Below are 6,000 nucleotides of genomic sequence, written 5' to 3' on the forward strand. Positions count from 1 at the left end.
AATAAAACGTACCTTTGCCGCTTATTTTTAATATATGAACAAATTTGAAGCGTTAGGACTTGGTGAAGCTATTATCAAGGCAATCAATGAAATGGGATTTGAAACCCCTAGCGAAGTACAAGAAAAAGCAATACCAATTTTACTTAATGAGGAAACGGATATCGTTGCATTAGCGCAAACAGGTACCGGTAAAACAGCAGCATTTGGATTTCCTCTTATCGAAAAAATAAATCACGAAAGCAGAGTAACACAAGGATTAATCCTATCTCCTACTCGTGAACTATGTTTACAAATAACTAACGAACTTAAGAATTATTCCAAGTTTGTCTCAGGTTTAAATACTGTAGCAATTTATGGAGGTGCGAGTATCACCGATCAGGCCAAGCAAATAAAAAGAGGTGCGCAGATTATAGTTGCTACCCCGGGCCGTATGCAAGACATGATTAATCGTAAGATGGTAGACATCTCTAATATCGATTATTGTATTTTGGATGAGGCTGATGAAATGCTTAACATGGGCTTCTTTGAAGACATCACAGCAATTCTATCTCATACTCCGGATCAAAAAAACACTTGGTTATTCTCGGCTACAATGCCAAAAGAGGTATCTACCATCGCCAAACGTTTTATGAACAACCCTGTAGAGATCACAGTAGGTCATAAAAATACCGGGTCAAAAAATGTATCGCATGAATACTACACAGTAAACTCCAGAGATCGCTATGCAGCACTTAAACGATTAGCAGATGCGAATCCGGATATCTTTTCTGTAATTTTCTGTAGAACAAAACGAGACACGCAAAAGGTGGCTGAAAATCTTATCGAAGATGGTTACAATGCTGCAGCTTTGCATGGTGACTTGAGTCAGAATCAGCGTGATTTGGTGATGAAAAGCTTTAGAAATCGTCAAATTCAAATGCTTGTTGCAACAGATGTTGCTGCAAGAGGTATCGATGTAGATGATATCACTCACGTTATTAATTACCAACTCCCTGATGAGATTGAAACCTACACACATCGAAGTGGTAGAACAGGAAGAGCAGGAAAAAGTGGAGTTTCGATGGTAATTGTTTCTAAGAGTGAGACAAGAAAAATAAAATCCATCGAACGTATTATCAATAAAACTTTTGAGAAAAAAGAAATACCTAGTGGTGAAGAAATTTGCCAAGTACAGTTGTTTCACTTAGCTAATGATATTGCTAAAGCTGAGATCAATCATGAAATTGATACGTACCTGCCTTCAATTCACGAAGTACTAGAAAGTTTTTCAAAAGAAGAACTTATTAAAAAATTCTTTTCTGTAGAGTTTTCCCGTTTCCATAATTATTACAAAAAAGCTAAAGATCTTAATGCCGTAAGCGATGGTCGTGATAGAGGTGCTGACAACGAAGGTAGCACCCGTTACTTTATCAATATTGGAGAAAAAGATGGTTTTGACTGGATGACCTTAAAGGATTTCTTAAAAGATACGCTTGATTTAGGTAGAGATGCTGTAAACCGTGTAGATGTAAAAGAAAGTTTTTCATTTTTCAATACCAGTTCAGAACAGCAAGATGCAGTTGTAGCAGCTTTTGAGAACTTTAAACTGGAAGGAAGAAGTGTCAATGTTGAGATATCCAAAGATTCTGGTAGAGGCCGTGGCGGAAGCAGAGGTCGTTCTGATCGCAACCGTGGAGGCTTCAAAGGAAAACGAAGAAGTGATGATTTTAAACCAAGAGGTAAAAGAAATTCTTCAGGTTCTGGCAGTAGTCGTGAAAGCGGGGGAGGAAGAAGAGATCGCAGAAAACGAAGCGACCGTAATTAATAAATAAATTTATAGTATAAGTTTGGCAAGATTTTAGAGTTACTTTAGAATAACTTAAGAAATTTATGTCAAACTTATACATTAATTTTAATGGAACTCTTTTGAGAAAAATTTTATTTTTTAGCCTATTTATTTTCACACTCTCGGTATATAGCCAAGATTTGAAAGAAAATGTCGTTAGTGGAAAAGTTCTTAATGCTGCTAATGATACAGAACTCGAAAATGTTCATATTGTTAATCTTAGCGAAGTAGTTGGTACAATCACCAACGCCGATGGTGAATTTGCTATTTCTGCCAGCGTAAATGACACTTTATACTTTTCTTATATTGGTTACAAACCCCTCAAAGTTAGAGTTACCAATGACTGGATCAAATTCGGGCAAGTCAAAATAAAAATGACAGAGCTTGGCATTGCATTAGAAGAAGTTACTGTTTCTGAAGTTCAACTAACCGGTTATCTGGAAATCGACGCTAAAAATATACCCATTTATAATAATTACAGATATAGCATCTCCGGACTTAATTCCGGTTACGAAGGTGGTAGCAGACAACCAGGTGCCGTGAATCAGGTATTGGGCGCTATTTTTAACCCTGCCGATTTTCTATATAATATGTTTAGCAAACGATCTTATGAACTCAAAAAGTTGCGTAAGATGAAGAAAGATGACGAAATACGTAATTTACTCGAAACTAAATTTGATCGTGCGACACTAATGGCCTTACTTCAGATAGAGCGTCTGGACATTGATGAAATTTTAAGAAATTGTAATTATTCGTCAGATTTTATAAGATTTGCAAATGATCTCCAAATTTTAGATGCTATTAGCGAATGCTACGAAGAGTACAAGGCTCTTAACAGGAAATAATAGATTTGTCTAATTATTTTTTGCTTTCTAAAAAGCGCTCAGTAAGCAATTCATGTTTCTTTAATATTTTCTTTACCCAATCCATTCTTTTTTGGAGCATGTCTTCTTCAGTCAATTGCCATTTCACATTACTTTGACGAAGCTTTTGTGTCAATTGTTGTAATATGATCGCAGCTGATACTGAAATATTTAGGCTTTCTGTAAATCCATACATTGGTATATGCAGCGTTTGATCAGCTTCCTTCATAACCAAATCACTCAACCCTTTTTGCTCCTGTCCAAAAAAGAACACACTTGGCACAGCAACATCAAAATCGTTCAGGGTAATTGCATTATTATGCGGCGAAGTAGCAACAATTTGATAACCTTTGGATTTTAAAGACTTAATACAATCACTGGTTGTGTTATAGCGATTGATATCCACCCATTTTTGCGCACCCATAGCAATCTCTCTGTCGATACGTTTTGCGTTGATCTCTTCGATAACATGAATATTTTGAATTCCGAAAACGTCACAACTCCTCATAACCGCACTAGTATTATGTAATTGATATACATCCTCCACGGCTACGGTAAAATGATTTGTACGTTCTTCTAAAACCTGTTGGTTTAGGGTTCTTCTCCGCGGAGTTAAAAAGGTTTCTAAATATTCTAAAAGTTCTTTATCCATCACTACGCAAAAGTAAAAATTCAAGATTATAAATCAATTCTCTGGTATATAAAACTCAAAAAAGCATCAAAGATGATGCTTTTTTAAGTTTTGTTTAGATCCATAAAAGATCTAATTCATGATTATGAATTCACTTCGTCGATTAAGTGCATGTTCTTTTCCTGTACATTTTGTATTGTCTTTACAGTCATTTACAGGATTTTCCTCTCCAAAGCCTTTACTTGACAATCTATCAGCTCCAATGCCTTTATCAATCATATACTGAATTGTTGCTTTAGCTCTACGTTCAGACAACTTCATATTATATCGATCGTATCCTCTGCTATCTGTATGTGATCTAACTTCTATTTGCATTTGAGGATATTCGTTCATTACTTCAATAACTCTTGCCAATTCTACTTCTGCATCAGATCGAATCACTGCTTTATCAAAATCAAAATAGATTGGATTAAGCGATAAAACCTTAGCTAAATCATCCCCAATATCTGCGGATTTTACTTTTTGCTCTAATGCAATCGAAACTTGTTGATTTTGAGTTTCATTAGGCGTGCGTATAAGCTCTTCGGTAGTTACATAAGCATCCATCTCCGCACGAACAAAAAATTCTTGCTCACAATCGGCTATATACGAATACGTAGCGTCCTCTCCAACAGAGACACTATAAACTACCTCATTGTTCGTATTTAAAATAGACACCTGCGCACCTGGTAACAGTTCTCCTGTATCCTTATCAGTAATTACTCCGGTCAAGGTCGTTTCACAGAAATCTTTTAAATCTTCTAATTGTATAAATGAGTAGATATCATCATTACCTTTACCCCCTAAGCGGTTGGACGAGAAGAAACCAGCCTTATTTGTTTCATTCACATTAAAACAAAAGTCATCTCTCACACTATTAACAGGCTTACCAATATTAACAACTTCCTGCTTTTTTCCTTCTTCTTGATTCAGACTTATAACAAATACATCAAGACCTCCTAATCCTAAGTGTCCGTTTGAAGAAAAATATAAATCATTTTCAGAACTAATAAAAGGAAATGTCTCTTTCCCTTCTGTATTAATGGGTGTTCCTAAATTTTCAGGAGTTCCAAAACTTCCATCTTCATTGATTGAAACTACATACAAATCAGATAATCCCTGTCCCCCTGGCATATCAGAAGAAAAATATAGAAGGTTTTCATCTTCATTCAAAGAAGGGTGAGCAACAGAATAAGTTTCGTCATTAAACGGCAAACTTTCTGGTGTACTCCAGCCCTGCGCAGTTTTGTAAGCTCTATAAATTTTTAAGCGATTTGTACCTTCCTTATCTTCACCATAGGTGTTATTATTATAATTATTTCGAGTGAAATAGATCGTATTCCCATCTTTTGTAAATACCGCGGTAGACTCGTGAAATTTGGTATTTAAACTTCCACTAAACTTACTAACTTTAGATAACGTTCCCGTTTCCTTATCATACGAAGCTTTATGCAAATCCAAAAAGCTTTCATTGTTCCACTGATGAATCGATTTTTTGATCATCGAAGTATCTCTGGAAGAGCTAAAAACAAAAGTATCATCTTTAAAAGCAGCTCCAAAATCCGAAAAAGGAGAATTGATAGCTACATTTTTGATATCATAGCGTCCCGATTGAAATTCTATTCTTTTTAAATAATCAGGCGTTTCAGAAAATAATTGTGCCCTTTGATCATCTGCATTTAGCGTTGAGAACTTCTCCATGTTTTGGTTTGATTCGTCATAACGCGCGGCAGTTTTTAGTGTTTGTGCATATCTAAAATAATATTCTGCCTCAACATCATCAGGATAGGTAGTAATCAATGCTTCATACCATTGTAATGCTTCTTCAAACTGGCTATTGAAATAGTAGCTGTTTCCTAAATTCTTGTAAAGATCAGCGCTTTTATAACCTTTTTCTACAACCTGTAAATACGTTTTTTGAGCATCAATATACTCATACTTTTCATATTGCTTTTTGGCTCGTCTTAGGTCACGTTCCTGTGATTGTGCTGCTGAGCTAATTAAAATAGCCGCTAATAAAATGGTGATTTGTAGTATTCTAAACATACTGATTTGTATTAATCGTATTTTGTTTCTTAAAAGAAACGAGGGGTTAACATTCTGTTATATTTTCTAAAGAGTTCAAAGCGTAAAAACACCTCATAACTCCCATCATTGAATTGTGTATTACCCAACTCGGTAGTCTCTTTATCATAGGCAAAACCTAACATCATTGAATCCGAGATCTGAAACCCTACCATTCCGCTTACCGCTGCACTCCAACGATATGCAGCTCCCAAGGTTACACGCTCATACAATAAAAAGCTAGCCGATATATCAACCTGTAAGGGTGCTCCAAAAACTATTTTGGATAATACAGCTGGTTTAAACTTAAGATCATCACTCAAATCAAATGTATGACCGGCAATGATATAATAATTTATACGTTCCTTAGCCAAAAAACTTACGCCTTCGCTATCACTGGAAATATTACTTTCGTCAAAATGTTCAGTCTCTAATAAATTTGGCGTACTTACACCTAAATAGAAGCGATCCGTATGGTAATATACTCCCAATCCAACATTAGGACTAAACTTATTATCTATATCAGTACCAAATAATGGATCTCCCGTATTATATTTATTAAGCTCCTGTAAATTAAT

Annotated in this window: 5 protein-coding genes; 2 read left to right on the forward strand and 3 right to left on the reverse strand. The window is 35.5% G+C overall.

What is annotated here, in order from left to right:
* Positions 1-34 precede the first annotated feature (34 nt).
* Together BD809_RS14825 and BD809_RS14830 are read left to right on the forward strand one after the other, a co-directional pair.
* A complete protein-coding gene (locus BD809_RS14825) occupies positions 35-1,804 on the forward strand; it encodes a DEAD/DEAH box helicase (protein ID WP_148783765.1) in 1,770 nt (589 codons plus the stop codon).
* A gap of 65 nt (positions 1,805-1,869) precedes the next feature.
* Complete coding sequence (locus BD809_RS14830) at positions 1,870-2,670, forward strand: carboxypeptidase-like regulatory domain-containing protein (RefSeq protein WP_148783766.1); 801 nt, start codon at positions 1,870-1,872, stop codon at positions 2,668-2,670.
* A 13-nt stretch (positions 2,671-2,683) separates the two neighbouring features.
* On the opposite strand, the gene BD809_RS14835 is transcribed toward BD809_RS14830, so the two are convergent.
* The 3 genes from BD809_RS14835 to BD809_RS14845 all read right to left on the reverse strand — a co-directional run.
* Positions 2,684-3,340, reverse strand: a complete 657-nt coding sequence (locus BD809_RS14835; RefSeq protein ID WP_170251904.1) for a TrmH family RNA methyltransferase — start codon at positions 3,338-3,340, stop codon at positions 2,684-2,686.
* Positions 3,341-3,451: 111 nt separating this feature from the next.
* Positions 3,452-5,404, reverse strand: coding sequence for an OmpA family protein (locus BD809_RS14840; RefSeq protein ID WP_148783768.1), 1,953 nt, complete (start codon positions 5,402-5,404; stop codon positions 3,452-3,454).
* A gap of 29 nt (positions 5,405-5,433) precedes the next feature.
* Positions 5,434-6,000 (reverse strand): PorP/SprF family type IX secretion system membrane protein (locus tag BD809_RS14845; RefSeq protein ID WP_148783769.1); only part of this gene is annotated, 567 nt, incomplete at its 5' end.

It is taken from the genome of Aquimarina intermedia (assembly GCF_008124785.1).
Taxonomy (GTDB): Bacteria; Bacteroidota; Bacteroidia; order Flavobacteriales; family Flavobacteriaceae; genus Aquimarina; species Aquimarina intermedia.